This window comes from Cryobacterium sp. Hh7, assembly GCF_004403155.1.
GTDB classification, from domain to species: domain Bacteria; phylum Actinomycetota; class Actinomycetes; order Actinomycetales; family Microbacteriaceae; genus Cryobacterium; species Cryobacterium levicorallinum.
The window spans coordinates 120,065-146,777 of sequence record NZ_SOHG01000016.1 but is presented as its reverse complement, the minus strand read 5'-3'; the positions used below and the strand labels follow the sequence as shown (position 1 = coordinate 146,777).

The window sequence follows — 26,713 nt, the reverse complement described above, 5'->3', positions numbered from 1 at the left end:
GCACATTGTCTACAGCAGTAGCACCAATCACAGCTCGAACCTGCAGCGCACGACTGCACGAGTCAACGGAGGAACAAGATGGCATCAGGCGGAAGCGCAATTCGTGGCTCGCGTGTAGGCGCGGGGCCCATGGGCGAGCAGGACCGCGGTTTTCACGCGGACCGCATCAAGGTCTCATACTGGGATGCTTTGGGCAATGAGACGGTACGGTACTTTGCTGCGAGCCTGCCCGATGAAGAGATTCCGGTGAACATTGATTGCCCGTCGTCGGGGCTTCCCGCTGGCCGGGACAAGGAGAATCCTCCATCGGTCGTGAAACTCGAGCCCTACAAGACCCACTTGGCGTATGTCAAGGAGCGTCGTACCGAAGAAGAGGCCGAGTCGCTCCTTGAAGAAGCACTCAACCAGTTGCGCGTTCGTCGGGGCAAGCTGTCGCCTACGAACTGATCAAACCTACGAACTGATCTGCACCACCCAAAAGGCCGGCTCTCGAGAAATCGAGAGCCGGCCTTTTGTTGTTTTCCAAGCCTGATCAGGGGATCCCATTCAGCGGATGCCCTCGGAAAGCCTAGTAGGCAGCCGCGATCAGGCTTTCCGGCACTTGGGCTGCTGCGTCGTTGTCCACGAAGAACACGGTGTGGTAGCGGCCCTTGATCCCGGCAGCAGGTACCTCGTCGCGGCTGGCTCCAGCGAGTGCCAGCCCGAGCGCCGATGCCTTGTCAGATCCGGCCAGGACCAGCCAGACGCGATCCGACGAGTTGATCACGGGCCGAGTCAGGGACAGCCGGTCGGCCGGGGGCTTGGGGGAGTCACGCACAGCGATGACGCTGGCTTCACGCTCGCGGATACCCGATCGGTGCGGGAAGAGCGACGCGATATGGCCATCGGGTCCGACTCCGAGAAACGTGACGTCAAAACGAGGGTACTGGGATCCCTCGGGGGCTCGAGCCAACAACTCCGCCGCATAGTGGGCGGACGCAGCGTCGAGGGCATCCGTCCCCGCTTCGACGTCGTCGTCGGACGCTCCGAAAGCGTGAATATTTTCCGCAGGCACCGAGATGTGGTCCAAAAGTGCTTCGCGCGCCTGCAACTCGTTACGTTCCGGATCGGCGCGGGGAAGCCAACGATCATCGCCCCACCAAAAATTCACCCGGGACCAGTCGATGGTGTCGCGGGCGGCCGACTCGTTGATGGCGGCCAGAACGGCGATGCCCACGGAACCGCCGGTGAGCACGACGTTGGCCTCGTCCTGTTCGTGTAGAACGTCAACCATGTTGGTCAGAAAGCGTGCAGCGACCGACCCGGCCAGCGCTTGCTTGTTCTGGTGCAGCAGCACGCGTCGTTCATTGGTCACGGTCACGCTCCGGTTCTTTGTGCCACCACGTCATCGAGTTGCGGCAGGCCGCGCGTGATCACCTCACCATACAGCTCATCGGGATCGAGTCGGCGCAGCTCATCGGCCAGGCAATCGCGCAGGCTGCGGCGCTTGAGCGTCAGGTCCTGCATCGGCTGGCCTGGCTGGGTGAGGGTGGCAATATCGGGAATCTCGCGTTCGAGGGAAATGGTCCCGGACGCGCGCGTCAGATGCACACCGTGCACACCATTGGCCAGGGGGCCCGTCGTCAGGACGCAGTCCACGGGCACCTGCAGCTGCATCTGCAACCAGGCAGCGAGCAGCGTGGTCGAGGGCGAGGCTGCGGCACCGGTCACCTGAATGCCGATGATCGGCTCATAGGGTGGCTGGTCCAGAACGGCCGCCAACTGGGCCCGCCAGAGCGTCAGTCGGGTCCAGGCGAAGTCGGTGTCGCCGGGACGATAAGTGCCGCACAGCTGGTGCAGTGCCGCTTGCGGGTCCGGCTGGGCAGAGGAATCCGTGATCCGGCGATAGGCGATGCGGCCGAGCGGCGAGTCGCCGGGAACGGCCGGCGCGGTGCCCGGCCACCAGGCGACGACGGGAGCATCCGACAAGAGCAGGCCGGTGACCAGGCTCTCCGGATCGTTCGCGGCATCACCGTAGACGCGCAGAACGATGACCTCGCTCGCACCGGCATCCCCGCCGACGCGAATTTCCGCATCGACGCGAGCAGTCGCATCCGTCTCATCGTTGTCCTGGGTCGACACAACGATGACTCGCATGGGGTGTTCCCGCGAGGCATCGTTGGCGGCTTCAATGGCTTCCTCTTCGTGACCGAGGGTGGAGGCGATGATCAGCGTCAGTACCCGCCCGAGGGCGACCGCGCCACCCTCCTCGCGGATGCGCACGAGCGCCTTGGAGATCTTCGCGGTGGTCGTGTTGGGCAGATCGACGATCATGGTCGCCTCCAGGTGCGGCCGTCGCGGGCCAATAGGTCGTCAGCGGATGTGGGGCCCCAGGTACCGGGGCGGTATTGTTCCGGCTGGCCCTGGGTGGCCCAGTATTCTTCCACCGGGTCCAGAATCTTCCAGGACAGCTCGACCTCTTCATGGCGGGGGAACAACGGCGGGTCGCCCAGGAGGACGTCAAGGATGAGTCGCTCGTAGGCCTCAGGGCTGGCCTCGGTGAAGGCGTGCCCGTAGCCGAAGTCCATGGTCACGTCGCGAACCTGCATGACCACTCCCGGAACCTTCGAGCCGAACCGGATGGTGACCCCTTCGTCCGGCTGCACCCGAATCACGAGGGCATTGTGTCCGAGTTCGGCCGTCTGGCCGGGCGCGAACAGGTATTGGGGGGCCCGCTTGAAGACCACGGCAATTTCGGTGACGCGACGTCCGAGGCGCTTGCCTGCACGCAGATAGAACGGAACGCCAGCCCAACGTCGGGTGTCGATCGTCAAACGCATGGCAGCATAGGTTTCGGTGACCGAGTCCGGGTTCATCCCGTCTTCTTCGAGAAAACCGACGACCTTTTCGCCGCCCTGCCAGCCGCCGGCGTACTGCCCGCGGGCGGTACCGAGGCCGAGGTCGGCGGGGAGCCGCACCGAGGCGAGAACCTTTTCTTTCTCCGCGCGCAGGTCGGCGGCGTCGAAGGAGATCGGCTCTTCCATGGCGGTGAGCGCGAGCAGCTGCAGTAGGTGGTTCTGAATCACGTCGCGAGCCGCGCCGATACCGTCGTAGTATCCGGCACGACCCCCGACACCGATGTCTTCGGCCATGGTGATCTGCACGTGCTCGACGTGGTTGGCGTTCCACAGCGGTTCGAACATCTCGTTGGCGAATCGCAGCGCCAGAATATTCTGCACCGTCTCCTTGCCGAGGTAGTGGTCGATGCGAAAGACGGAGTCGGGTGGAAAGACCGACTCGACGACATCATTGAGCTCACGGGCCGTTTTCAGGTCGCTCCCGAACGGTTTCTCGATGACGACACGTCGCCACTGGCCGTTCTTCTGCTCGGCCAGGCCGGAACGGCGCAACTGCTCGGTGACGAGGGGGAACGCCTTTGGCGGAATGGCGAGGTAGAACGCATGGTTGCCCATCGTTCCGCGTTCTCGGTCCAGCTCGTCAATGGTTTGCGTCAATCGAGCGAACGCCTCGTCATCGTCAAAGGTGCCCGAAACGAAACGGATGCCTTCGGCCAGCTGCGCCCAGACATCTTCGTGAAAGTCGGTGCGAGCGTGTTCTTTGACGGCGTCATGCACAACCTGCATGAAGTCCTCGTTGTCCCAGTCGCGGCGGGCGAAGCCCACCAGGGCAAAGCCGGGCGGCAGCAGCCCCCGGTTGGCGAGGTCATAGACCGCGGGCATGAGTTTCTTGCGCGCGAGGTCACCGGTGACGCCGAAGATCACGAGGCTGGACGGCCCGGCGATTCGATTCAGACGATAGTCGGACGGCGACCTGAGCGGATTAAACTCCGGGGTAATTTCCACCGGGGACATGCAGCTCCTTTAACGGGACAGTGCAGAAAATTGAGGACACGAAAAAAAGATCGGGTGATGCGGAAGCGGGTGGGGTTCCTCGCGGCTGCTGGCCGAGACGAACCCCGATTGGTTAGCTTAAGGCGTCGAAAAGCGTGCTGATGTTCTGCTTGGGGTCGGTCAGCGTTAGTGTCAACACGGGCCGACCGTGCTCAGCGAGTACGCTCGCGTCGCCGCTGGCCTGTGCCTGAATGAGCTCGCCAAAGGTGAACGGACGCTCTGGAATGTCGAGGTCCTCCGCCGGTGTGGTCAGAATCTGCAGGAAGACGGCGGTTGCCGTTCCACCCTTGTGGAACTGACCGGTGGAGTGCAGAAAACGCGGTCCCCAGCCGAAGGTCACCGGGCGCTTGGAGAGAGCGGCGAGCTTATTGCGAACCTCGGCCAGCTCGGGCAGTGCCAGCCGGTCGACGTAGGCCTGCACGGCCACATAGCCGTCGGGGCCGAGCTCCTCGAGCAGTGCATCAACGGCCGAGGCGAGGTCGCTCGCGGCACCGATGACGTGTGGCGTGCCGCGCACTTCGATACCGTCAGCGATGAACGCGGCGGGTTCCGGTGCGGGGCGGGCGTCCAGCAGACCGCGGGTCGCGATCTTCGCGGATTCAACGTCTGGCTGGTCGAACGGGTTGATACCGAGCAGGCGCCCGGCGACAACTGTCGCGTATTCCCAGACCAGAAACTGTGCACCGAGGGTTCCGCTAACGCGGATCTCGTCGCCGGTTTCGCTGAACAACTCGGTACCGGCGTCAGCGACGACCCGCACGAGTTGCACATCGGGAAGCGTTTCGGTCAGTTCCGGGGCATCGAGTTCGAGCACGACCGGCAGGATGCCGGTGCCGAGCTTGCCGGTCGATTCGGCGATGAGCTGTTCGACCCAGTCGGCGAAGCCCACAATGTGGGTGCCGTCCGAGACGATGGCGAGCTTGTCGCGGCGCGGGCTGGTCGCGGCGATCGCCGCTCCGAGCACGAGCCCCGGGTTCTCTGGGGAGTCAACGGCCAAAGCCAGGGAGATGGACTCTGCTTCGTCGAGAAGCGCACCGATGTCAACGCCCGCCAGGCCCGAGGGTACGAGGCCGAACGCGGTCAGTGCGGAGTAGCGACCGCCCACGTTGGGATCGGCGTTGAAGACGCGATAACCGTCCGCGAGAGCGGATGCCTCGAGTGGCGATCCTGGATCGGTCACCACGACGATACGTTCGGCTGGATCGATTCCAATGGCACGAAACGCACGCTCAAACACGCGGCGTTGGCTGTCGGTTTCGACGGTCGAGCCGCTCTTCGACGACACCACGAGAGCGGTGCCCACGAGGTTGTCGTTCAGGGCGGCGAGCACCTGCCCGGGGTCGGTCGCGTCGAGAACGGTGAGGTTCACGCCAGCCGTGCGAGTGATGACCTCGGGGGCAAGCGACGATCCGCCCATGCCGGCGAGGGCGATCTGGGTGACGCCGCGCGCCTGCAGGGTGGCCCGCAACTCCAGAATCTCGGCCACGAGCGGCCTGGACACCACGACGGATTCGGTCCAGCCGAGGCGCAGTGCGGCCTCGGCTTCCGCCTCCGGCCCCCACAGTGCCGGGTTGAGGCCGGTGACGCCGGAGGCAACGAGATCCGTCACCAGCGTCGGTACGGTGGCGCGTACAGCATCGGCAGCCAAGCCACTCACCGAGATGCGAAAGCTCATTAGACTGCCGCGGTTGTCGACGCTGCGGTGAGGGCCGTCTGCACGGTGTCGAGCAGTTCGTTCCAGGACACCTCGAACTTCGAGAGGCCTTCTTCTTCGAGCAGTCGGGTGACGTCATCGTACGAGACGCCCTGCGCTCCCAGTGCGTCGAGCACAGCATTGGCAGCGGCATAGGAGCCGGTGACCGAGTCGGCCGGGATGACGCCGTGGTCCGCTGCAGCCATCATGGTCTTCTCGGGCATCGTGTTGACGACCTCCGGGGCAACCAGTTCGGTCACATACAGGGTGTCGGGCAGGCTGGCATCCTTGACGCCGGTCGAGGCCCAGAGCGGGCGCTGCTTGGTGGCGCCGGCCTTGATCAGGCCGAGGGCACGCTCACTGCTGAAGGCCTGCTCGTAGACCTGGTAAGCAAGCTGCGCGTTGGCGACGCCGGCCTTGCTCTTCAGCGCCAGAGCCTCGGGGGTTCCGATGGCTTCGAGGCGGGTGTTGATCTCGGAGTCGACGCGCGACACGAAGAACGACGCAACCGAGTGAATGGTTGAGAGGTCGATGCCGGCAGCCTTGGCCTGCTCGAGCCCAGCCAGGTAGGCGTTGATGACCTGGCGGTGACGCTCGAGGCTGAAGATCAGAGTGACGTTGACGCTGATACCCAGGGCGATGGTCGCCGTGATGGCTTCGAGCCCTTCGACCGTCGCGGGAATCTTGATCATCGCGTTGGGGCGGTTGACCTTCTTCCAGAGCTGCTGGGCCTCGGCGACCGTGCCGGCTGCGTCGCGGGCGAGGCTCGGCTCGACCTCGATCGAGACGCGGCCGTCCTGCCCCTGGGTCGCGTCGTAGACCGGGCGGAAGATGTCGCAGGCGGCGGCAACGTCGTCCGTGGTGATGGCGAAGACGGCGTCGGTGACGTTCGTGCCGGCGGCGGCCAGGGTCGCTACCTGGTCGGTGTAGGCCTCGCCCTTGGCGAGGGCTCCGGCGAAGATGGTCGGGTTGGTGGTGACGCCAACGACGTTGCTGTTTTTGATCAGGTCCTGCAGACCGCCGGAGTTGATGCGTTCACGGGACAGGTCGTCGAGCCAGATGCTGACGCCGGCTGCGGACAGCTGGGCGAGGGGGGAGGGGGTAGTCATTTCTAAAATCTCCTATAAATGCTGCCGTCAGGCAGCGATACTGTAGCGGTTCAGTGGAGAGGCATGGTGCAACTGATGTTGGCCCGCAGTACTGATCGATACATACGGGACAACGTCACGCTGCGTTAATTGATTCCTTGGCCGCGGCGACGACTGCTTCAGTGGTGATTCCGAATTCGCGGAACAGCGTCTGGTAATCAGCGGATGCCCCGAAGTGCTCGATTGAGATGCTGCGGCCGGCATCGCCGACGTAACCACGCCAGGTCAGCGCGAGGCCGGCCTCGACGGACACGCGTGCGGTGACGGCTGCGGGCAACACCGATTCGCGGTAGTCGCTGCTCTGCTCTTCGAACCATTCGAGGCAGGGGGCGCTGACCACGCGGGCGTTGATGCCCTCGGCGGCGAGCTGGGCGCGGGCGTCCACGGCGAGCTGCACCTCGGAGCCGGTGCCGATCAGAATGACATCCGGGGTTCCGCCGGCCGCTTCGGCCAGCACGTAGGCGCCACGGGCGACGTTCTTGGCCGAGGCGAAGACCTCGTCAGATGCTGCGCCCTCACCGCGCTCGTAGACCGGAATGTTCTGGCGGGTCAGCGCGATGCCGGCCGGACCATTACGACGTTCCAGAATGGTCTTCCAGGCCCAGGCGGTTTCGTTGGCGTCGCCGGGGCGAACCACGTCGAGTCCGGGAATGGCGCGCAGGGTTGCGAGTTGTTCGATCGGCTGGTGGGTCGGGCCGTCTTCGCCGAGGGCGACGGAGTCGTGGGTCCAGACGAAGATCGACGGAGCCTTCATGAGAGCGGCCAGACGCACCGCGGGGCGCATGTAGTCGCTGAAGATGAGGAAGGTGCCGCCGAACGGGCGGGTGTTACCGTGCAGCACGATGCCGTTGAGAATGGCGGCCATGGCGTGCTCGCGAATGCCGAAGTGCAGCACCCGTCCGTACTCGTTGCCCGACCATTCACCGGTGGAGTGCTCGCTCGGAATAAACGAGGCAGCACCGCCGATAGTGGTGTTGTTGGATTCGGCAAGGTCGGCTGAGCCGCCCCACAGTTCGGGGATGACGCCGCCGAGGGCGGTGAGCACCTTGCCGGACGCCGCGCGGGTCGATACCGCGGTGCCGCCGGGGAAGACCGGGAGGGCCTCGTCGACGCCGTCAGGCAGATCGCCGGAGAGGACCCGGTCGAGCAGAATCTTGCGCTCCGGGTTGGCCGTCGCCCAGGCATCGAACTGCACGGTCCACTCGGCGTGCGCGGTGACGCCGCGATCGAGGGCCAGGCGGGTGTGGGCGATGACCTCGGGGGCGACGTCGAAGGTCTTCTCCGGGTCGAAGCCGAGAACGGTCTTGACTCCGGCGAGCTCTTCGGCGCCGAGCGCGGAGCCGTGGATCTTGCCGGTGTTTTGCTTCTTCGGGCTCGGCCAGCCGATGATCGTCTTGAGAATGATCAGGCTGGGCTTGCCGGTTTCGTTCTGGGCAGCCTCGATGGCCGCATTCAGCTCGGCGACGTCTTCGACGTAGGAGCCCGTCTTCTTCCAGTCCACGGTCTGCACGTGCCAGTCGTAGGCGGCGTAGCGCGCAGCGACGTCTTCGGTGAAGGCGATGTTGGTGTCGTCTTCGATCGAGATCTGGTTGCTGTCATAGATCGCGATCAGGTTGCCGAGCTGCTGGTGGCCGGCGAGAGAGGATGCCTCGCTCGTGATGCCTTCCTGCAGGTCGCCGTCCCCGGCGATGACGTAGACGAAGTGGTCGAACGGGCTGGCGCCGGCGGCGGCATCCGGATCAAACAGGCCACGCTCGAAGCGTGAGGCGTAGGCGAAGCCGACGGCGGAGGCCAGTCCCTGACCGAGCGGGCCGGTGGTGATCTCGACGCCGGCGGTGTGCCCATACTCCGGGTGGCCGGGGGTCTTGGATCCCCAGGTGCGCAGGGCCTTGAGGTCTTCAAGCTCGAGGCCGTAGCCGCCGAGGTACAACTGCACGTACTGGGTCAGCGAGCTGTGGCCGACCGAGAGAATGAAACGGTCGCGACCGAGCCAGTCGTTGTCGGCCGGGTCCCGGCGCATGATCTTCTGAAACAAAAGATACGCGGCGGGAGCAAGGCTCATCGCTGTACCCGGGTGCCCGTTCCCAACCTTTTCAACGGCGTCAGCCGCGAGAATGCGTGCGGTGTTAACCGCCTGATCGTCAATGGAATCCCATTGGAAAGCTGCCACGTCACGTAACCCTTCATTGAAGCGAAGGCGGGTTGAGCTCAACCCATCCTTTGATAGATGTGCAAGTGTCGGCAACCGTCTCACACTGCGGGGCCGCGCCATCCCGACGCGAGAATGCAAGTGAAATGTCACCCCCAGCGAGTTGGCCTGCTGTTGCCGCCATCTCCCACCCGGGGGCTCGCCGAACTACTGATTCACTGTGGGGAGCACTATAAGTATAGGGAATTTTGCGGCGGGACGCTCTATATGACGTGACATGTCCATTGTCGGGAAGGGGCAGTGGGTGACCTACACTAAAAAGACTTGCCTAGCGTTAGAGGAACAATGAACGTCGCCCTGAAGACCCCGGTCCTAAGCGGACCGCGCACAGTGAAGCGCACCCTCAAGGCTTATATCTCCCTGACTAAACCGCGCGTCGTCGAATTGCTCCTGGTAGTAACCGCACCCACGATGCTGCTCGCCGAACGGGGCATCCCCAGCCTCTGGCTGATCCTGGCGACCCTCGTGGGCGGGGCCCTCAGCGCTGGTTCCGCTGGAGCGTTCAACTGCTACCTCGATCGCGATATCGACCGCCTGATGAAGCGCACGAAGAACCGTCCGCTCGTCACCGGTGAACTGAGTGACCGGGAAGCCTTGATCTTTGCGTGGGCGTTAGGCGCGGCATCCATTCTCTGGCTGGGACTGCTGACCAACTGGCTCGCCGCCGCACTGTCGTTCGGTGCCATTTTGCTCTACGTCGTCTTTTACACGATCATTCTCAAGCGTCGCACCCCGCAGAACATCGTCTGGGGCGGTGTGGCCGGGTGCATGCCCGTGCTGATCGGTTGGGCCGCCGTGACTGGCGACCTGTCGTGGCCGCCGGTCATTCTGTTCATGATCATCTTTCTCTGGACGCCGCCGCACTACTGGCCTCTGTCGATGAAGTATCGCGCCGACTACCAGGCCGCCGGCGTGCCGATGCTCGCCGTAGTGCGCGGCCGTGCCCAGGTGGGACTGCAGGTCATCCTCTACGCCTGGGCCACCGTCGCCTGCTCGCTGCTGCTGGTCCCGATCGCTGACATGGGGCTGCTGTACACCTTCGTCGCGCTCGTCACCGGCGGCTGGTTCATCTACGAGACGCACCGCCTGTACAGCCTGGCCATCCGGCACGAGCATGTATCGCCGATGCGCGTCTTCCATGGCTCGATCGCTTACCTGACCCTGCTGTTCGTGGCCGTCGGAATCGACCCGCTGCTGCCGTTCTAATCGGGACCAGCCACAGCCCGCGCTAGACCCGGCGGGTGAGGCGGGCGTCGATCTTGCCGACATCGGCCGAGTGAATCACGACGGTCACCACGCGTCCGGCCACGGCCATCGCGGTACCTGTGAAATCGGACGCCGTCACGGTGATGGCCGGCAGGGCCGTGTCGTCGACGATCAGGTTCGATCGGTGCGCCAGCGCTAGCTCGATCTCCGCCTGCTGCTGTGTGTGCCGTCCGGCCCAGAGTTCAGACCCGAACTCGTAGGGATTCTTGGCATAGTTCATCACGATATATTGCAAGTGTTGGTTGAGTGCATCACGAATGGGGTCTCCGCCCCGATTTGTTGAACCCGGCACGTCGGTGAATACGAATCCGCGCAATTCGGCGATGCCGATCGGGCCGGCCGGCGAATCCTCGAACCAGAAATTGCCCGTGGGATCGGCGAGCCAGTAATGGGCCTGCGCTTCGAGTGTGCGACCGTGATTGCCGTACCAACTCCAGCCGCGTTCCTGAATGCGCCGTTGCGGCACGAAGCCGAACACCGGCGGTCCGAACAGGGCAAGGCGCGCCGCGTCGTCTGGCGGCTTCGACTTGGCTCCCGGCGCGAGGTGCATGTCTGGAGAATACACCGGAGGCCACCGCCGGGGGAGTGCCGCGCGGCAATTTCCGATCGGGGTACTTGCGCTGCGCCCTGAGGTGCCATCATCGGCTCCTTCATGCGCGTGAGATGACGTATTCGGCCCATTCAAAGCAGCTCACGGGGCCGGATGTGTCGTCTCTCCCGTACCAGGCGTGTCCGTGGGGCGAAGGTGTCGTCTCGCGACTCTCGATCGTGTTCAGTTAGCTGCGAGCGCGCTCGTGCGTCGTTTCGGGTACCCGGTCCGTGAGGGTGGTCGGAGCCTTGAGGTTCAGCACGACGGCGGTCATCGCCGCGGCGAGCACGCAGGCGAGCACCATGTGCAGCCCGACGAGCACCGGCGGCAGGCCCAGGTTTGCCTGCAGCAGGCCGACCACAATCTGGACAAGCTCGACCACGAGTAACGTGACGACGAATTTACGCACGGGCAGCTTGCCTCGAACGGATGCCGCGAGCAGCACGATCGTCAGGACCAGCGTCGCGTAGCCCGGCCAGGCATGCAGGTGCTCGAGCAATTCAGCGTTGAACCCGGTACGACCAGCCTCGGCGTCACCCGAATGCGGTCCGGAGGCGGTGGTCACGACTCCCATCACCACGGTCAGTGCCACCACGAAACTCGTGGCGTGGGCAAGCCCGGCGAAGCCGACCGGTACGACGAGGGCGCGCGGTCCCGACGGGAGGTAAACCCGGTGCACCAGCACGGTGGCGATGCACACCATGATCAGCGAGGCCATGAAATGAAATCCGACGATGAACGGGTTGAGACCGGTCAGCACGGTGACGCCGCCGACGAGGGCCTGCGCGAGAACGCCAACGCCAAGAATGACGGCGAGCGTGAACAGATCCTTGCGCTCGGTGCGCAGTCGCCACAGCAGCACGACGGCCGCTATCGCAATAATGCCGATCAGTCCGGTCATCAGGCGATTGCCGAACTCAATAACGCCGTGCAGGCCCATCTCCGGCGTCGGCACGAGCGATCCGGCAACACAGGTCGGCCAGGTCGGGCAGCCCAGTCCGGAACCGGTGAGGCGTACGGCGCCTCCGGTGCCGACGATCAGGATCTCCGTCACGAGTGACAGCCAGGCGACGACCCGGATTCGTCGGTCGACAGCGCTCGGTAACCAGTCGTGAATTTTCTGGCTGACGACCCGGTATCCTGCGCCGATCGCACTGGACAAGCCCTGATTTTTCCGATTCACCGGTTCTGCTCTCTCTGTCGTGCTTATCATCCGTGCGTTCTAATCGTGCCGTGTCCAAATGTGAATCGACCGGCAAGCACGCGAATCCCGCTGATCAACCTGTAGAATTGCAACATCCATGGAGATCCTTCCCGCGGTCATCCGATCGAGGGATTCAATCCGAGCCGCAGGGCTCGGATTCATCGCGATGCTCCATGAATATTCTAGGTACGCAACGTAGCTGTCCAGACAACCCGTTCCCCCGTCTCCGTTGGAGGCACCGTGGGAATGACCGGACTAATATCCGGGTTGTGATGGGTAGAGAAGAGGTTAATATGTCGGATGTCCTGCTAGACCGTCCCGACCTTGAGGGGATCGGCACCTACGAATTCGGGTGGTCCGACTCAGACAAGGCCGGAGCATCCGCTCGTCGTGGTATTTCTCCCGAGGTTGTCACTGACATCTCGAACCTGAAATCCGAGCCGGAGTGGATGCTGCAGCGACGACTGAAGGCACTTCAGCTGTTCGAACGCAAGCCCATGCCCACCTGGGGCGCCGACCTCTCCGAGATCGACTTCGACAACATCAAGTACTTCGTGCGGTCCACGGAGAAGCAGGCCCAGACCTGGGAAGACCTGCCCGACGACATTAAGAACACCTACGAGAAGCTCGGTATCCCCGAGGCCGAGCGTCAGCGCCTCGTCTCCGGTGTCGCCGCCCAGTACGAGTCCGAAGTCGTTTACCACCAGATCAACGAAGAGCTCGAAGCTCAGGGCGTCATCTTCATGGACACCGACACGGCGCTCAAGGAACACCCAGAGTTCTTCGAGGAGTACTTCGGCACCATCATTCCCTCCGGCGACAACAAGTTCGCCGCGCTCAACACGGCCGTCTGGTCCGGCGGATCCTTCGTCTACGTCCCCCCGGGCGTGCACGTTGAAATTCCCCTCCAAGCGTACTTCCGCATCAATACCGAGAACATGGGCCAGTTCGAGCGCACGCTGATCATCGCCGACGAGGGCAGCTACGTTCACTACATCGAGGGCTGCACGGCCCCGATCTACAAGTCCGATTCGTTGCACTCCGCCGTGGTCGAGATCGTCGTGAAGAAGAACGCCCGCGTTCGGTACACGACCATCCAGAACTGGTCGAACAACGTCTACAACCTCGTCACCAAGCGGGCCACAGCCGGCGAAGGCGCGACGATGGAGTGGATCGACGGCAACATCGGTTCCAAGGTCACCATGAAGTACCCGTCCATCTACCTGATGGGCGAGCACGCCAAGGGCGAGACGCTTTCGGTGGCCTTCGCTGGCCCCGGCCAGCACCAGGATGCCGGCGCCAAGATGATCCACATGGCTCCGTACACGCAGTCGTCGATCGTCTCCAAGTCCATCGCTCGCGGTGGTGGGCGCAGCGGATACCGCGGTGAGGTTCGAATGGATGCCTCCGCGCACCACTCCGCCAACACCGTGCGCTGCGATGCACTCCTCGTCGATACCTCGTCGCGCTCCGACACCTACCCATCCATCGACATTCGCGTCGACGACGTGCAGCTCGGTCACGAGGCCACCGTTTCCCGGGTCAGCGCCGAGCAGCTCTTCTACCTGATGAGCCGCGGCATGCCCGAAGACGAAGCCATGGCCATGATCGTTCGTGGATTCATCGAACCGATCGCCCGGGAGCTCCCGATGGAGTACGCCCTCGAACTCAACAAGCTCATTGAAATGGGCATGGAAGGATCCGTCGGCTAAATGTCCGCCGCTTCAGCGCTTTCGAAGAGCGCGTCAACAACTGTGCCCGAATCATCCACACCCGCGCCCGAGTCGGTTCTGCCGGCCGGTCAGCACGGAATCAAGAAACACTCCGACGGACGTTTCGGCTACGTGCCGGTACAAACCCGATCGGATCGTTTCAAGAGTGTCAACGTCGCCGACTTCGAGACCGTCACCGGCCGCGAAGCCGTCTGGAAGCTCTCGCCCGTCGCGAAGTTCACCGATCTCACCGCCGGTACCCTCGACGGCTCGCGCTACGAGATAACGTCCACCCCGTCGGAGGACGTCTCCGTCGAGTGGGTCCCCAGAACGGATGCCCGCATCGGCACCGCCGGTCTGCCGGAAGAACGCGCCGCCGCGAACGCCTGGGGCGTTTTCGAGGACGCCCTCGCCATAACGGTGAGCGGCGAAGAGGCCAAGGAGATCACGGTCACGCGATCGGCCCTCGGGAACTCCGCCCGCGGAGCGCACACCATCATCGAGGCCAAGCCGTTCAGCCAAGCCACGGTCATCCTGGCGAACACCGGCGACGCCCGGCTGAGCGAGAACGTCGAGATTATCCTCGGCGAGTCCGCCAACCTCACGGTCGTATCGCTGCAGGAATGGGACGACTCGGCGGTGCACCTGGCCAACCATTTTGCATCCATTGGTCGCGATGCGCGCCTCAAGCACGTCGTCGTTTCGCTCGGTGGCAGCATCGTGCGGGTGAACCCGTCTGTGCGTCTGGCCGGACCCGGCTCCGACACGCTGCTACTCGGTCTCTACTTCGCCGATGCCGGTCAGCACCTGGAACAGCAGGTGTACGTCTTCCACGACGCTCCGAAGAGCCGCAGCCGCGTCAACTACAAGGGCGCACTGCAGGGCCAGGACGCCCGCACGGTCTGGATCGGCGACGTGCTGATCGGCAACAAGGCCGCTGGTACCGACAGCTATGAGCAGAACCGCAACCTCGTGCTCAGCGAGGGCACTCGCGCCGATTCCATCCCGAACCTGGAGATCGAAACCGGCGACATCGTGGGAGCCGGTCACGCCAGTGCCACCGGTCGTTTCGACGATGAGCAGCTGTTCTACCTGCAGTCTCGCGGCATCACCGAGGACGAAGCGCGTCGGCTCGTCGTACGCGGATTCCTCACCGAGGTCGTACAGCAGATCGGTTCCCCGGAACTCGAAGCTCGGTTGCAGCTCGCAATCGAAGCCGAACTTATTGGAACGGACTAAGCATGGCCGCGACGAAGATTTGCGCTCTCGATGAGCTCGAAGTAAACCAGGCCGTCAAGGTTGAAATCGACGGGGTCGCCATCGCCCTTGTGCGTGACGCCGCCGGCGATGTGTTCGCCATCGGTGATACCTGCACGCACGGCGATATCTCCCTGTCGGAGGGATTCGTGGAAGGCCAGACTCTCGAGTGCTGGGCTCACGGTTCGATGTTCTCCCTCACGACCGGCAAGCCGCTCTCGCTGCCGGCCTACGACCCGGTCCCGGTCTACAACGTTGAACTCATCGACGGCTTTGTCTTCGTCGATCCTTCCGTCACCGTCGCGGTCTAGTCACTCCTTAAAGCAACCGCCTCACCAGCCATTTTTAGAAAGGGATAAGACATTCATGTCTGTTCTTGAAATTATCGACCTGCACGTCAGCGTCGAGACCGACCAGGGCACCAAGCAGATTCTGCGCGGCGTCAACCTCGCCATCAACGAGGGCGAAATCCACGCCATCATGGGCCCGAACGGCTCCGGCAAGTCCACCCTCGCCTACACGATCGCCGGCCACCCCAAGTATCACGTCGAGAGCGGTTCCATCCTCCTCGACGGCGCTGACGTGCTCAAGATGACAGTGGATGCCCGTGCCCGCGCCGGCTTGTTCCTCGCTATGCAGTACCCGGTCGAGATTCCCGGAGTCACCGTCACGAACTTCCTGCGCACGGCCAAAACGGCCATCGAGGGCGAAGCCCCGCCGATCCGCACCTGGATCAAGGATGTGCGCGAGTCGATGGCCAACCTGCGCATGGACAAGGCTTTCGCCGAGCGCAACGTCAACGAGGGCTTCTCCGGTGGCGAGAAGAAGCGCAACGAGATCCTGCAGCTTGAACTTCTCAAGCCCAAGTTCGCCGTACTCGACGAGACCGACTCCGGCCTCGACGTTGACGCGCTCAAGATCGTCTCCGAGGGAGTCAACCGTGCCAAGGCCAACACCGGCCTTGGACTGCTGCTCATCACGCACTACACGCGCATCCTGCGCTACATCCACCCCGATTTCGTGCACGTCTTCGTCAACGGACGCATCGCCGAACAGGGCGGCCCCGAGCTCGCCGACCGCCTCGAGGACGAAGGTTACGATCGCTTTCTTGTCCCGTCGAACGTAGGCTAGTCGTATGGTCTCAACACTCAGTCCGGCCCGCTTCGACGAAATCGAAGAAGCTCTCAAGGACGTCATGGACCCGGAGCTCGGCATCAATGTCGTCGACCTTGGACTCATCTATGACCTCGGCTGGGACGACGAGAATGACGCGCTCATCGTGCACATGACGCTCACCTCGGCCGGCTGCCCGCTGACCGACGTGATCGAGGAGCAGACGGCGGAGGCGCTCGATGGCGTCGTCGACCAGTTCCGCATCAACTGGGTCTGGATGCCGCCGTGGGGTCCGGAGAAGATCACCGACGATGGTCGCGACATGATGCGAGCCCTCGGCTTCGCTATGTAGCTATAGTTCTATCTTGAAGGCCCCGCCTGCACCGCAGGCGGGGCCTTCGGTCTGACTGGTTCGGGTCGCGCCGAAACCTCAATGTCCGAGCAATAGCAGGTGACCCGTCCCGGCGCGTCACACCACGACATCTGCTTTAGAAAAGGTTTCTACTCAGTAGATCGGTATGCTAGTTGTATGGATATAGGGGAAAACGGGGCCATGAGGCGGCGTACGGCGCAGGCGGCGAGTACGCGGGCGGAGATTGTCATGGCTGCGGGGCGCCTCATGCTCGAGCGCGGATACGTGGGCACCTCGGTTGCGGCGATCGCGGCGGAGGCTGGCGTGGTGGTGCAGACCATCTACAACTCCGTGGGGTCGAAGGCGGAATTACTCGCGGCGGTTCTTGATCGAGTGGCCGCGGAACCGGGGGCACCGGCGTTGCTATCGGGGGCCACACGCGAACGCATTGCTGAGGCGCGAACGGCGACCGAGGTCATCCGCATTCTGGCCCGGTCAAGTGCGCTCGTGAATGAGCGCACCTCGGGCATTCTGCGCATTGTCAGCGAAGCGGCCGTTGTCGATCCGGACGTGGGGGAGTTCGAGCAGAAACGGGACGCTGCCCGGCTGCACGGTTTCGGCGAAGTGGCGGCTGCGCTTCGGGAAAAGCGCGGACTGCGCGGTGGCATCAGCGACCACGAGGCGGCCGCGACGATGTGGGCGCTGGCCCACCCGCACACGTTTCGTACCCTCGTGCTGTCCCTCGGCTGGTCGACGGAGGCGTACCTGAATTGGCTGGAAAAGTCGCTTCTGGCGTCCCTACTGTAGGCGCCGTGTGCCGAGCACAGCCTGAGGGCAAATATACTAGTGAGTTGGACCGCTCTGGCCCACCCACACTTCACACCCGTACAAACACTTCGAATGGACTATTGCTGTGCTCAACGTGCAAGATCTCGAAATCCGCGTTGGAGCCCGCGTGCTCATGGAGGGCGTCAACTTCCGCGTCGCGAGCGGCGACAAGATCGGCCTCGTCGGCCGTAACGGTGCCGGCAAGACGACGCTGACGAAGACCCTCGCCGGGGAGACAAACCCAACCAAGGGTTCGATCAGCCACTCCGGCGAGATCGGCTACCTGCCGCAGGACCCGCGTGCGGGCGACCCGAGCATGCTTGCGCGTACGCGCATTCTGGACGCCCGCGGCCTCGGCACTATTGCCCTGGGCATGCAGGAGTCCAGCATGGCCATGGCCGATTCCGATCCCAAGATCGCCGCCGCCGCCATGAAGAAGTACGGGCGTCTGACCGATGAGTTCAACGGCCTTGGCGGCTACGCTGCCGAAGCCGAAGCCGCATCCATTGCCAGCAACCTGAAACTGCCGGACCACATTCTCGACCAGGCTTTGAGCACCCTCTCCGGTGGCCAGCGTCGTCGCATCGAACTCGCTCGCATCCTGTTCTCGGCCGCCGAGATGATGATCCTCGACGAGCCCACCAACCACCTCGACGCCGACTCGGTGGCGTGGCTGCGCGAGTTCGTCAAGAACTACAAGGGCGGCTGCATCATCATCAGCCACGACATCGAACTCGTCGGCGAAACGGTCAACCGGGTCTTCTACCTCGATGCGAACCGCATGATGATCGACATCTACAACATGAACTGGAAGAACTACCTCCTCCAGCGCACAGCGGATGCCGACCGTCGCAAGAAGGAACGCTCAAACGCCGAGAAGAAGGCCTCGACCCTGCAGCTGCAGGCCGCGAAGTTCGGGGCCAAGGCCAGCAAGGCCGCTGCAGCCCACCAAATGGTTGCCCGGGCCGAGAAGCTGCTCTCCGGCCTCGACGCCGTGCGTGCCGTTGAACGCGTTGCCAAACTGCGCTTCCCCGAGCCAGCACCGTGTGGTCGCACACCGCTCATGGCCAAGGACCTCTCGAAGAGCTATGGTTCCCTCGAAATCTTCACCGCGGTCGACCTCGCGATCGACCGCGGATCCAAGGTCGTCATCCTTGGCCTCAACGGTGCCGGAAAGACAACCCTGCTGCGCATGCTCGCCGGCGTCGATGAATCGGACACCGGTTCGATCGAACCCGGTCACGGTTTGCGCATCGGTTATTACGCCCAGGAACACGAAACCATCGACGTGAAGCGTTCGGTGCTCGAGAACATGGTCTCCTCCTCGCCGAGCATCACCGAGATGGAAGCACGTCGCGTGCTCGGTTCGTTCCTGTTCACCGGCGATGACTCGAACAAGCCGGCCGGCGTACTCTCCGGTGGAGAGAAGACCCGTCTGGCCCTGGCCATGATCGTGGTCTCCGGTGCCAACGTGCTGCTGCTCGATGAACCCACTAACAACCTCGACCCGGCCAGCCGCGAAGAGATCCTCGACGCCCTCGCCCACTACGCCGGCGCCGTCGTTCTGGTCAGCCACGATGAGGGCGCCGTGCAGGCCCTCAATCCCGAGCGCGTCCTAATCATGCCCGAGGGCACAGAGGACCACTGGAACAAGGACTACCTCGACCTGATCGAGCTGTCTTAACCAATTCCGTGATCCGGTCACCTGTCGGTGACCCAGGCAAAAGGACTAGAGCGTGATATCGATGAGATCGCCACTGCGCATCGCGCTGGTCTGCCTGCACACCTCACCGGGCACGGACCCTGGCTCCGGCGATGCCGGCGGTATGAACGTCGTCGTGCGGCATCAGGCCGAGCAGCTGGCCGCCCTTGGACACCGTGTGACGATTCTGACTCGGCGGTCAGCGGCGGATCAGCCCGAATCGCAACAGCTGGCCGAGGGCCTCACGCTGCGGTTTCTAGCCGCCGGGCCCGCCCGAGCGCTGTCCAAGGGCACGCACGAGAACTATATCGATGAGTTCTCCGACCGGCTCAACGCTCTCGAGCCGGTCGACATCATCCACTCGCATCACTGGTTTTCCGGCATGGCAGCGCTTCCCGTCGCCCGCAACTGGGGCGTCCCGCACGTTCAGAGTTTCCACAGCATTGCAGCGGATGATGCGTCTCCGCTTTCGGCCGGAGAACGCGCCGAATCACCGGGACGGATGCGCGGAGAAGCTCGGCTGGCGCGGGAGTCCGACGCGCTGGTGGCGATCAGTGCGGCGGAGGCCGCCACGATTTCCGGGCGGCTCGGCGGCTCGGCGAGCCGAACCAGCATCGTGCTCCCGGGGGTGGACAGCAACCTGTTCTCACCCAAACGCCAGCCCGCCGGCAGCGCGGCCGACCGCGGTTACGCCGTCGTCGCCGCGCGTCTGCAGCCGCTGAAGGGCCTTGATCTGGCGATTCAGGCCATCGCTGCACTGCCGGCGGGCCTGCGTCCCGACCTAGTTGTTGCCGGTGATGCCTCAGTCGACTACTCCGGATACGTTGAGGAGCTCCGACAGCTCGCCGAACGGGCCGGTCTGTCCGGCATCCGCTTTGTTGGGCCGCAGTCCCATGCGCACCTGGCTGAACTGTTTCGCGGTGCCCGCCTGGTGCTCGTGCCTTCCCACTCGGAAACGTACGGTCTGGTGGCACTGGAAGCGGCCGCGAGCGGTGTGCCCGTCGTCGCTTCGGCGGCCGGTGGCCTGCGTGAAGCAGTTGTCGATGGGATCACCGGACTGGTCCTGGAATCCCGCGAACCGCGGGTCTGGGCCGACGCGATGTCTCAGATCCTTTCCGATCCGACCCTGGCACGCGAACTGTCGCTGGCTGCTCGCAAGCATGCCCTCGGTCTGGATTGGAACCGTTCGGCAGCGTCGCTGGTTCGGGTGTACCGCGGTCTCCTCGACGAGGCGACCGAGGCTCGGCAGCACCACCGCGCCGTCGCCTGAGGAGGCGTCTCGTCGGGCTCGACCAGCGAAGTGGGCCAGCTCGAGCGTTGAGGTGGCTAGCCCCGTTGCCGGTCCAGCAGCTCGTCTTCAATCTCGGCATCATTGCGTGGCTTCGCCGCGCGCTTGCGGGCGCGTTCCTCGGCGCGTTCGCGCTCCTCGGGGTCCTCAGCATTGACGCTGCGGTATTCTTCGCGCAGGGCCCAGCCGAGTCCGATGAAGGCGAGTAGCCCGAATACGAACCACTGGAACGCATAAGACAGGTGTGGGCCCTCATCGCGGATCGGTTTCAGCACGGCGGCCGGGCGCTTCTCGGTCGCCGCGGGGCTCTCGGTGTCCATCAGGCCGTACGCGCCGGTATAGGTCGGGGTATTGAGTCGTTCGGCGATGGTAGTGAGGTTGATGGTCGCGACCTGATTGCCGCTGGCCGTGCGGCCGGGCAGATCAGGTTCGCTGGCCTTGAGCCGGGCGACTACGGTGACCGTTCCGGAGGGCGCCGCCGGAACGGTGTCAGGAGCATCCTGTTCCTGCCCGGTGGGCAGCCAGCCGCGGTTGACGATAAAGATCGTGCCGTCGGTAAGCAGCAACGGGGTCAGTACTTCGAAGCCCGGGTTCACGTTGAGCGGGCGGTTGCGCGCGAGCATCTCGTCAGCGGTGAGGTAGGTTCCGGTCAGTTCCACCGGCATCCACTTTTGCGATTCGTCGAAGGCGGCCAGGTCTTCAAGAGCCTCGGCGACGGGCACCGGGTTCGAGTCGAAGTTGGAATCGATCTTGAACAGCTCGGTCAGTGCCTCATCGCGGCGGGCCAGCTGCCAGAACCCCAGCCCGGCGCAGACCGCGGCGAACAGCATGGTCAGCACGAGATATCCGGCCCAGCGGCGGCTGAAGGCGAACTTCCAGCCCGTCATTGCTGGTCTCCGGAAAAGTCGGGCGTGCACGTCTCGAGTGCGCTCACCGTCAGCGGAAAGTCCCGTGCGGCCAGGAACTCGCGCAGGTAGTCCACGTGTTCGTCGCAGGCCAGCCAGGTTTTCACCCGATCAGCAGAGTGGATGCGCGGGTTGCGCCAGTCCAGCCGCCACCTTCCTGCAGCGCGGCAGTCCGCCCGCGAACAAGTCGTAGATTCCAGAGGTCGACCCAGGCCTATCATCGGACTGCCGCCAGCAACCGCGTCAGCACTCACTTGACCTCGTCGTTGCCGCGGTAGAGCTCGACGCCGCCGGGCCGGAGCACTTCTGCTGCCGGAGGAGAAATTTTCACGGTCGCGACCACGACGGCAAAGTACGGCAGCAGAATAGCGCCGAGCGCGCAGACCACGAGCCACCAACCTTGTACGAAGAGCATGAGCACAATGCAGATGACACGCACTCCCATAGCAATCGAGTATTTGATCATTCGGTTGCGGCGTTCAACCTCGGGGGAGGCGGGGAGGGAGGTGATCGACTGCTGCTTCATAGGTCCATCGGGTTCGTCTACGGTGGAAACTCCACCTCTTCAAGACTACGTCTGCCCGGCGACTTTGTGGCACGCCTTAAACTTGAATTTGCCGGGTGTTTCCTTGAACCCGATCTACGATACCCAGCGCACCAGGACAGGAACATCATGACAACGACTCGAACAGTGCTCGTCACCGGCGGCAACCGGGGAATCGGCTTCGCCATCGCTGAGGAGTTTCTGGCCCAGGGACATCGGGTTGCCGTGACGTCCCGCTCCGGTCATGGACCGTCCGGCAGCCTCACAGTGCGGGCCGACGTGACAGACGCCGCATCCATTGACGCCGCCTTCACCGAGATCGAAGCGACCTACGGCCCGGTCGAGGTTGTCGTGGCCAATGCCGGAATCACCCGCGATACCCTGCTCATGCGCATGTCAGAGGATGATTTCACCGCCGTCATCGACACCAACCTCAGTGGTGCCTTTCGCGTGGTCAAGCGCGCGAGCAAGGGTATGCTCAAGGCCCGATTCGGGCGCATCGTGCTGATCTCCAGCGTCGTCGGCCTGTACGGCTCGGCCGGGCAGGTGAATTACTCGGCGTCGAAGAGCGGCCTGATCGGCCTGGCCCGCTCGGTCACCCGCGAACTCGGAGCCCGCGGAATCACCGCGAACGTGGTCGCTCCCGGCTTCATCGAAACCGATATGACCGCTGCCCTGCCCGAAGCGCAGCAGGCCGACTACAAACGCAATATTCCGGCCGGCCGGTTCGCCACGCCGAGCGAGGTTGCGCGCGTCGTCAGCTGGCTGGCCGGCGATGATGCCGGCTACATTTCCGGTGCGGTCATTCCCGTCGACGGCGGCCTCGGCATGGGGCACTGACCGTCCTTTTGCAGCTGTCCGTTCAGCCGCGCAGGCCGAGAAGCGGCAGCACCTGGCTGAGGTTGCACAGGTCGATCACCAGGTCGGCCTCACGTTTCACCCGCGGTTTCGCGTTGAACGCGACGGCGAGTCCGGCCGCGTCCATCATGCGCAAGTCGTTGGCACCGTCCCCGACCGCAATAGTCTGCGCGAGCGCGATCTGCTCCTGTGCGGCCCATTCGCGCAGGGCGACAGCCTTGGCCTCGGCGTCGATGATCGGTCCGATAACGCGACCGGTCAAGTGGCCGGCCTGTACCTCAAGCCGATTAGCCCGCCAATGATCAAGCCCCAGCTCGGCGGCCAGCGGGTCGAGCAGCTCATGAAAGCCGCCGGACACCACCCCGACCACGCCACCGCCGGCATGAATGCCCGCGATCAGCTCGTGCACGCCGTCGGTCGGGCGGATGCGTCGCCCCACGTCGGCAAAAACGCTCTCGGGCAGCCCCGCCAGGGTCAACACCCGCTCACGCAGGCTCTCGGCAAAGTCGAGCTCACCGCGCATGGCACGGTCGGTCACCTCGGCGACGCGCTCGCGCACGCCTGCGGCATCCGCGAGCAGCTCAATCACCTCGTCTTGAATGAGGGTGGAGTCGGCGTCGAGAACGACGAGAAAACGTGCTGCGCAGCTAAGGATCACGGAGTAACGAGCACGCCCTTGCCGACGACGGTGATGCCGGATTCGGTCACGCTGAAGCCCCGCGCCAGGTCACGATCCCGGTCGACACCGACGGTGGCGCCAGCTTCGACGATGACTTCCTTGTCGAGGACGGCGCGCCGCACGATGGCGCCGGGTCGAATCTGCACCCGGTCGAAGATGATGGAGTCCACGACCTCGCAGGCGGAGCCGATCGACGTCCAGGGGCCGAGCACGCTGCGCTCGATGTGCGCGCCGGAGATGACACAGCCCAGCGACACGATCGAGTCGATCATGGTGCCGAGGGCGCCTTGGCCGTCGCGCACGAACTTGGCCGGCGGCGAATTCAACTGCATGCTGAAAATCGGCCATTCCTGGTTGTACAGGTTGAACACCGGCAGGGCCGAAATGAGGTCCTGGTGCGCCTCAAAGAACGAGTCGATCGTTCCCACGTCGCGCCAGTAGTAGCGGTCGCGATCGGTCGACCCGGGTACTTCGTTTCGCTTCAGGTCATAGACGCCGGCGTCGCCACGCGAGACGAAATCGGGAATGATGTCGCCGCCCATGTCGTGGCTGGAGTCGGTGCGCTCACCGTCACGCAGCACGGCCTCGATCAGGGCATCGGTGTTGAAGACGTAGTTGCCCATCGAGGCGAATACCTCGTGCGGGGCATCGGCGAGTCCGACGGAATCCTTGGGCTTTTCTCGAAAGTCGCTGATTCGATCCGGGGTGGCGGCATCCACTTCGATGACGCCGAACTGGTCGGCGAGACCGATCGGCTGGCGAATGGCCGCGACGGTGGCGGACAGCCCCGACGCGATGTGGGCGTCGATCATCTGACTGAAGTCCATGCGGTAGACGTGGTCGGCACCGACCACGACAACAATGTCGGGCTTTTCATCGTGAATAAGGTTGAGGCTCTGCAGAATGGCATCGGCGGAGCCGCTGAACCAGCGCTTGCCGAGGCGCTGCTGCGCCGGCACCGAGGCGATGTACGAGTTGAATAACCCACCGGAGACATGCCAGGTCTGCGACACGTGGCGGTCCAAGCTGTGTGACTTGTACTGCGTCAGCACGACGATCTGGGTCACGCCCGAGTTGATCAGATTGGAGAGGGCAAAATCCACCAGGCGGTAATGCCCGCCAAAGGGGACGGCAGGCTTCGCCCGGTCTTCGGTCAACGGCATCAGCCGTTTTCCCTCACCACCCGCGAGCACGATTCCAAAGATCTTCTTGGCCTTCATGTGTACAGAGTAGGGCCTCCCCGGCAAGCCGACTAGCAACATGGCTGTGCGCCGTGTCGCCCTGCGCTACCTTTGCTCCATGCGAGTGGATCTGATGACCAAGGAATACCCCCCGGAAATCTATGGGGGAGCCGGTGTGCACGTGACCGAACTGGTGCGAGCGCTCCGACAGGACATCGAGGTGTCCGTTCGGTGCTTCGGCGCGCCGCGTGACGACCTCGACACGTTCGCCTACGACATTCCTGTGCAATTGGCCGACGCCAATGCGACCCTGGGCACCCTCGGGGTCGACCTGCAGATGGCGCAGGACGCCGCTGGCGCCGATCTGGTGCACTCTCACACCTGGTACGCGAATGCGGCCGGGCACCTCGCCCAAATGCTGCACGGCATCCCACACGTGGTCACGGCGCACAGCCTGGAGCCATTGCGACCGTGGAAGGCCGAGCAGCTCGGCGGCGGCTATCGGGTGTCGAGCTGGATCGAGAAAACTGCCTTTGAAGCAGCGGATGCTGTGATCGCCGTCAGCGACGGCATGCGTCGCGATATCCTGCGCAGCTACCCCGCACTCGACGCCAGCCGGGTGCACACGGTCTACAACGGCATCGATCTTGAGCGGTGGAAACCGACCAGGGATGACGATTTTGTGCGCGGCCTGGGTATAGACCCCGACCGCCCCTCCGTCGTCTTCGTGGGGCGCATCACCCGACAGAAGGGCCTGCCCTACCTGTTGCGTGCGGCGCAGTTGCTGCCGCCGGAGGTGCAATTGGTGCTGTGCGCGGGCGCACCGGACACGCCCGGAATTCTCGCCGAGGTTACGGCCGGTGTCGAATCCCTGCAGCAGGAACGCTCCGGCGTGGTCTGGATCAACCGGTTGCTGGCCCAGCACGAGCTCGCCGCGGTTCTGACGCAGGGAACGGTGTTCGTCTGCCCGTCTATTTACGAGCCCCTCGGAATCGTCAATCTTGAGGCCATGGCCTGCGGCCTCGCCGTGGTCGGTACCGCAACCGGTGGAATCCCCGAGGTCGTCGCTGACGGCGAAACCGGACGTCTCGTGCCGATCGAGCAGCTCACCGACGGCACCGGAACGCCCCTGCACCCCGAACAGTTCGTCGCCGACCTGGCCCGCACCCTCACCGAGGTCGTGAGCGATCCGGCTCGCGCGGGCGAGATGGGGCGCGCCGGTCGGGTCCGTGCCGCGCAAGTATTCGGCTGGGCTCAGATCGCCACCCGCACACGGGAGATCTACGCCGCCCTGCTCTGAGCTGGCCGTATCTGATGCCTCGGCGCGTCCCACTGCGACGCGCCGAGGCATGTTCGCACGGTCTGTCGGCAAGCGCGGCGCCCGATAACATGGCTGTATGGTCAACGTTTTGCATTTCACCGACGTCTCCGTCGTCCGGGGTGGCACCGCCATCCTCGACTCAGTGAATTGGAGCGTCGACGACGACCAACGCTGGGTGATTCTCGGCCCCAACGGTGCCGGCAAGACCACCCTGTTGCAGATCGCCGCCGCCTTCATGCACCCGTCGACCGGGCAGGCTGAGGTGCTCGATGAGACCCTCGGTGGAACGGATGTCTTCGAGCTGCGGCCCCGTATCGGCTTCGCTTCGACCGCCATGGCGCGCAAGGTTCCCGGCAACGAAAAGGTCATCGACGTTGTCATGACGGCCGCGTACTCGGTGACCGGCCGCTGGAATGAAGAATATGAAACCATCGATGAACGCCGTGCCCAGCGCGTTCTGCAGGAATGGAACCTCGATCACCTCGCCGATCGCAAGTTCGGCACCCTCAGTGACGGCGAGCAGAAGCGGGTGCAAATCGCCCGCTCGGTCATGACCGATCCGGAGATGCTGCTGCTTGATGAGCCCGCCGCGAGCCTGGACCTCGGTGCCCGGGAATCCCTGCTGCAACTGCTGAGTGGTTTTGCCCGCGAGACGAACTCTCCGGCCATCATCATGGTGACCCATCACGTCGAAGAAATTCCCCTCGGATTCACGCACGTACTGCTGTTGTCGCAGGGCAAGATCGTCGCCGCCGGCCCGATCGCTGAGGCGCTCACCGCCACGGCGCTCAGCGAGACCTTCGGTCTCAAGATTGAGCTCACCGAGACAGATGGACGCTACGCGGCACGAGCGATCTAGGGCGGTCGCTTTCGCCGCGCGCCCAGCGCTCCAAAGCCACGGTGTTCTGCTAAAGTTAGTGGCTGGCCATTTGGCCAACCAGCTTGTCGCCTCCTGGGGCTGCGGGCCCAACATT

26 protein-coding genes are annotated in these 26,713 nt (G+C 63.9%); 13 read left to right on the top strand and 13 right to left on the bottom strand.

Annotated features, from left to right (window positions below; genetic code table 11):
• Nucleotides 1-78: 78 nt before the first annotated feature.
• Entirely contained in the window at nt 79-447 is a 369-nt protein-coding gene (locus E3T43_RS05720) for an RNA polymerase-binding protein RbpA (RefSeq protein ID WP_134471665.1), read from the top strand.
• Between the two features lie 121 nt (nt 448-568).
• Here the strand turns inward: E3T43_RS05720 and pgl are convergent, their stop codons facing one another.
• From pgl to tkt, 6 genes are all read right to left on the bottom strand, one after another.
• The gene (gene pgl / locus E3T43_RS05715; RefSeq protein WP_092448722.1) at nt 569-1,354 is read right to left on the bottom strand and encodes a 6-phosphogluconolactonase; all 786 of its coding nucleotides are present in this window, start codon (nt 1,352-1,354) and stop codon (nt 569-571) included.
• A 2-nt stretch (nt 1,355-1,356) separates the two neighbouring features.
• On the bottom strand, nt 1,357-2,313 hold the full coding sequence (locus tag E3T43_RS05710) for a glucose-6-phosphate dehydrogenase assembly protein OpcA (protein WP_134442124.1): 957 nt from the start codon (nt 2,311-2,313) through the stop codon (nt 1,357-1,359).
• Complete coding sequence (gene zwf, locus E3T43_RS05705) at nt 2,310-3,851, bottom strand: glucose-6-phosphate dehydrogenase (RefSeq protein WP_134442123.1); 1,542 nt, start codon at nt 3,849-3,851, stop codon at nt 2,310-2,312. The genes E3T43_RS05710 and zwf overlap by 4 nt, the downstream gene beginning before the upstream one ends.
• A 112-nt stretch (nt 3,852-3,963) precedes the next feature.
• Complete coding sequence (locus E3T43_RS05700) at nt 3,964-5,565, bottom strand: glucose-6-phosphate isomerase (protein ID WP_134471664.1); 1,602 nt, start codon at nt 5,563-5,565, stop codon at nt 3,964-3,966.
• Nucleotides 5,565-6,692 carry a transaldolase gene (tal, locus tag E3T43_RS05695; RefSeq protein ID WP_134442119.1) on the bottom strand — a complete coding sequence of 376 codons (1,128 nt, stop codon included), beginning with the start codon at nt 6,690-6,692 and terminating at the stop codon, nt 5,565-5,567. Before tal ends, E3T43_RS05700 begins: the two co-directional genes overlap by 1 nt.
• 115 nt (nt 6,693-6,807) lie before the next feature.
• A complete protein-coding gene (tkt, locus tag E3T43_RS05690; RefSeq protein ID WP_134471663.1) occupies nt 6,808-8,901 on the bottom strand; it encodes a transketolase in 2,094 nt (697 codons plus the stop codon).
• Nucleotides 8,902-9,225: 324 nt separating this feature from the next.
• Here tkt and E3T43_RS05685 point away from each other — a divergent pair, with 324 nt between their 5' ends.
• On the top strand, nt 9,226-10,146 hold the full coding sequence (locus E3T43_RS05685) for a heme o synthase (protein WP_134442116.1): 921 nt from the start codon (nt 9,226-9,228) through the stop codon (nt 10,144-10,146).
• 22 nt (nt 10,147-10,168) lie between these two features.
• Here E3T43_RS05685 and E3T43_RS05680 read toward each other — a convergent pair whose 3' ends face one another.
• Entirely contained in the window at nt 10,169-10,756 is a 588-nt protein-coding gene (locus E3T43_RS05680; RefSeq protein WP_134442114.1) for a hypothetical protein, read from the bottom strand.
• Nucleotides 10,757-10,982: 226 nt separating this feature from the next.
• Complete coding sequence (locus E3T43_RS05675; RefSeq protein WP_241978837.1) at nt 10,983-11,957, bottom strand: heme A synthase; 975 nt, start codon at nt 11,955-11,957, stop codon at nt 10,983-10,985.
• Nucleotides 11,958-12,292: 335 nt separating this feature from the next.
• On the opposite strand from E3T43_RS05675, the gene sufB reads away from it, so the two are divergent.
• The 8 genes from sufB (at nt 12,293) to E3T43_RS05635 (ending at nt 20,233) form a co-directional block, all read left to right on the top strand.
• Nucleotides 12,293-13,711: a Fe-S cluster assembly protein SufB gene (gene sufB / locus E3T43_RS05670; protein ID WP_134471661.1), complete on the top strand. Its 1,419-nt coding sequence runs from the start codon at nt 12,293-12,295 to the stop codon at nt 13,709-13,711.
• Entirely contained in the window at nt 13,712-14,950 is a 1,239-nt protein-coding gene (sufD, locus tag E3T43_RS05665) for a Fe-S cluster assembly protein SufD (protein ID WP_134442109.1), read from the top strand.
• Nucleotides 14,951-14,952: 2 nt separating this feature from the next.
• Nucleotides 14,953-15,279: a non-heme iron oxygenase ferredoxin subunit gene (locus tag E3T43_RS05660; protein ID WP_092340113.1), complete on the top strand. Its 327-nt coding sequence runs from the start codon at nt 14,953-14,955 to the stop codon at nt 15,277-15,279.
• A 55-nt stretch (nt 15,280-15,334) separates the two neighbouring features.
• Nucleotides 15,335-16,099, top strand: a complete 765-nt coding sequence (sufC, locus tag E3T43_RS05655) for a Fe-S cluster assembly ATPase SufC (RefSeq protein ID WP_134471660.1) — start codon at nt 15,335-15,337, stop codon at nt 16,097-16,099.
• A 4-nt stretch (nt 16,100-16,103) separates the two neighbouring features.
• Nucleotides 16,104-16,433 (top strand): metal-sulfur cluster assembly factor, encoded by a 330-nt coding sequence (locus E3T43_RS05650; RefSeq protein ID WP_092448561.1) that lies wholly within the window; start codon nt 16,104-16,106, stop codon nt 16,431-16,433.
• 201 nt (nt 16,434-16,634) lie between these two features.
• Nucleotides 16,635-17,240 carry a TetR/AcrR family transcriptional regulator gene (locus E3T43_RS05645; protein WP_206751393.1) on the top strand — a complete coding sequence of 202 codons (606 nt, stop codon included), beginning with the start codon at nt 16,635-16,637 and terminating at the stop codon, nt 17,238-17,240.
• 106 nt (nt 17,241-17,346) lie between these two features.
• Nucleotides 17,347-18,945: an ABC-F family ATP-binding cassette domain-containing protein gene (locus tag E3T43_RS05640; protein WP_092448563.1), complete on the top strand. Its 1,599-nt coding sequence runs from the start codon at nt 17,347-17,349 to the stop codon at nt 18,943-18,945.
• Nucleotides 18,946-19,006: 61 nt separating this feature from the next.
• Nucleotides 19,007-20,233, top strand: coding sequence for a glycosyltransferase (locus E3T43_RS05635; protein WP_134471659.1), 1,227 nt, complete (start codon nt 19,007-19,009; stop codon nt 20,231-20,233).
• A 56-nt stretch (nt 20,234-20,289) separates the two neighbouring features.
• On the opposite strand, the gene E3T43_RS05630 is transcribed toward E3T43_RS05635, so the two are convergent.
• The 3 genes from E3T43_RS05630 to E3T43_RS05620 all read right to left on the bottom strand — a co-directional run bounded on the left by E3T43_RS05630 (nt 20,290) and on the right by E3T43_RS05620 (nt 21,682).
• Nucleotides 20,290-21,138, bottom strand: coding sequence for an SURF1 family protein (locus E3T43_RS05630; RefSeq protein WP_134471658.1), 849 nt, complete (start codon nt 21,136-21,138; stop codon nt 20,290-20,292).
• Complete coding sequence (locus E3T43_RS19670) at nt 21,135-21,263, bottom strand: hypothetical protein (protein WP_370449881.1); 129 nt, start codon at nt 21,261-21,263, stop codon at nt 21,135-21,137. Before E3T43_RS19670 ends, E3T43_RS05630 begins: the two co-directional genes overlap by 4 nt.
• Nucleotides 21,264-21,406: 143 nt before the next feature.
• The gene (locus E3T43_RS05620) at nt 21,407-21,682 is read right to left on the bottom strand and encodes a DUF3099 domain-containing protein (protein WP_092448567.1); all 276 of its coding nucleotides are present in this window, start codon (nt 21,680-21,682) and stop codon (nt 21,407-21,409) included.
• Between the two features lie 147 nt (nt 21,683-21,829).
• On the opposite strand from E3T43_RS05620, the gene E3T43_RS05615 reads away from it, so the two are divergent.
• Nucleotides 21,830-22,540, top strand: coding sequence for a beta-ketoacyl-ACP reductase (locus E3T43_RS05615; protein WP_134471657.1), 711 nt, complete (start codon nt 21,830-21,832; stop codon nt 22,538-22,540).
• A 22-nt stretch (nt 22,541-22,562) separates the two neighbouring features.
• On the opposite strand, the gene serB is transcribed toward E3T43_RS05615, so the two are convergent.
• Entirely contained in the window at nt 22,563-23,216 is a 654-nt protein-coding gene (serB, locus tag E3T43_RS05610) for a phosphoserine phosphatase SerB (RefSeq protein ID WP_134471656.1), read from the bottom strand.
• Nucleotides 23,213-24,457, bottom strand: a complete 1,245-nt coding sequence (locus E3T43_RS05605) for a glucose-1-phosphate adenylyltransferase (protein ID WP_134471655.1) — start codon at nt 24,455-24,457, stop codon at nt 23,213-23,215. Before E3T43_RS05605 ends, serB begins: the two co-directional genes overlap by 4 nt.
• Nucleotides 24,458-24,536: 79 nt before the next feature.
• Between E3T43_RS05605 and glgA the strand changes: the two genes are divergently transcribed.
• Together glgA and E3T43_RS05595 are read left to right on the top strand one after the other, a co-directional pair.
• Nucleotides 24,537-25,718 carry a glycogen synthase gene (gene glgA / locus E3T43_RS05600; RefSeq protein WP_134471792.1) on the top strand — a complete coding sequence of 394 codons (1,182 nt, stop codon included), beginning with the start codon at nt 24,537-24,539 and terminating at the stop codon, nt 25,716-25,718.
• Nucleotides 25,719-25,815: 97 nt separating this feature from the next.
• Nucleotides 25,816-26,598: an ABC transporter ATP-binding protein gene (locus E3T43_RS05595; protein ID WP_134442090.1), complete on the top strand. Its 783-nt coding sequence runs from the start codon at nt 25,816-25,818 to the stop codon at nt 26,596-26,598.
• Nucleotides 26,599-26,713 lie beyond the last annotated feature (115 nt).